Origin of the sequence: Cellulosilyticum ruminicola JCM 14822 (assembly GCF_001311925.1) — a bacterium.
GTDB classification, from domain to species: Bacteria; Bacillota; Clostridia; order Lachnospirales; family Cellulosilyticaceae; genus Cellulosilyticum; species Cellulosilyticum ruminicola.
The window spans coordinates 1-1,718 of record NZ_BBCG01000149.1; the positions used below are offsets into that span (position 1 = coordinate 1).

At 33.9% G+C, this 1,718-nt stretch carries 2 protein-coding genes; both read left to right on the forward strand.

Features of this window, described 5'->3' with window-relative positions:
* Nucleotides 1–388: 388 nt before the first annotated feature.
* A complete protein-coding gene (gene dpsA, locus JCM14822_RS18505) occupies nucleotides 389–1,261 on the forward strand; it encodes a dipicolinate synthase subunit DpsA (protein ID WP_054744111.1) in 873 nt (290 codons plus the stop codon).
* Nucleotides 1,258–1,641 carry a flavoprotein gene (locus JCM14822_RS18510; RefSeq protein ID WP_054744113.1) on the forward strand — a complete coding sequence of 128 codons (384 nt, stop codon included), beginning with the start codon at nucleotides 1,258–1,260 and terminating at the stop codon, nucleotides 1,639–1,641. The genes dpsA and JCM14822_RS18510 overlap by 4 nt, the downstream gene beginning before the upstream one ends.
* Nucleotides 1,642–1,718 lie beyond the last annotated feature (77 nt).

The following is a 1,718-nucleotide window of genomic DNA, read 5'->3' on the forward strand; positions in this document are numbered from 1 at the left end:
GTAATATTTTTACAGTCTAACAAACCTAAATACACTGCTTTTGCAAAGGTTTCAGGTAAAAGCTTAGAATGACATTTCATAAAACCAGATGATTTTGCAATTTTTTCGATAATAGATGGTATAAAAAATTTAAAAAGTCTAGATACTAACTTTACAATATGCATGGGAAACCTCCTTTGTTTAAGTGATATTAGACTTAGAAGTTTCCCATTTTTATTATTTTGATTACTGGAAAATTTTATTTATAAGTTAACGCTTATGATACTACAACTATATTACTATCACTAACACTAACCCTACGTTTTATTATTTTTCTAATACAAGCACTTTGCCCCAACTTCTTTCATAAACTGTAACATAGACATTAAAATAGCTGGGGGAATGTGCAATGTCTCAAATTTCAGTTGCAATTGTAGGTGGTGATCTTAGATTTGTAAGACTAAGTCAAATCTTATGTGATCAAAACTTTAATGTATTAATCTACGGCCTTTCTCATCCAGACATTCCAAGAAGTGCACATATTTGTACTTCTATAGATGAGTTAAAAGACGTTCCTTACATTATCGGTCCTATCCCATTCTCAAAAGATAATACCTGCGTATTTACACCTCTGTGTAACACTTATATTCCTCTGGAACAATTTTTCAGAGTAGCTTCTAATAGCTTTGTATTAGGCAGCGTTTTAACATCAAATTTAGTTGAAGCATTTGAAACACATCATATCCGTTACTGTGACATTATGAAAATGAATGAAATTGCTATATTAAATGCCATTCCAACTGCTGAAGGTGCTATTCAATATGCTATGCAGCATAGTGAGATTACACTTCATAACAGCCGTTGTTTAGTTTTAGGCTTTGGTCGTTGTGGTAAGATTCTTGCTTATAAACTGCAAAGCTTAGGGACAAAGGTAGCTGTAGAGGCGCGTTCTACTACTGACATTGCCTTTATTAGTACCTATGGTTATGAAGCTGTGCCACTTAATGAATTAAAGACACATTTAGGTAACTTTGATTTTATTTTTAATACTATTCCTGTTGTAATCTTAAATAAGGAAGAAATAGATGCCTTTAATCCAGAAGTTGTATATATTGAACTTGCCTCTGTACCAGGTGGTATTGATATTAATTATTGCCATGAACGGGGCATTGTACACGTACCTGCGCCTTCACTTCCTGGCATTGTTGCTCCTAAGAGTGCTGCTGCTATTATCTACCAATGTCTCTTACTCATATTACGTAATCAGGGGGCTTCTTTATGAAAGACTTAAAAGGATTAAACCTAGGGTTTGCCATGTGCGGCTCTTTTTGTACGTTTTCAAAATCTCTTCTACTTATGAAAAACCTTGTAGATATGGGCGTTAATGTTTTCCCCATTATGACACCTACTGCTTATAATACTTCTACCAGATTTGGCGAAGCTAATGATATTAACTTTAAAATTGAAGCCATTACACATAAAACAATTATTCATACGAATATAGAAGCTGAACCTCTTGGCCCTAAATCACTCATTGATGCGCTGCTTATTGCACCATGTACTGGCAATACAATGGCTAAACTTGCTTATAGCATTACTGACACACCTGTTTTACTTGCTGCTAATACAGTCAATATACAACTTACGGCACTTACAAACTAAAAAGAAGAGCAAATAAAACTCTATCCAATGTTATTAAGTTAAGACATTGTTTCTGAGATTTCCTTAAATGGGGCTGT

Coding starts and splice junctions, on each gene's coding strand:
- JCM14822_RS18510 (WP_054744113.1), top strand. CDS start 1,258: ATGAAAGACTTAAAAGGATTAAACCTAGGGTTTGCCATGTGCGGCTCT.
- dpsA (WP_054744111.1), top strand. CDS start 389: ATGTCTCAAATTTCAGTTGCAATTGTAGGTGGTGATCTTAGATTTGTA.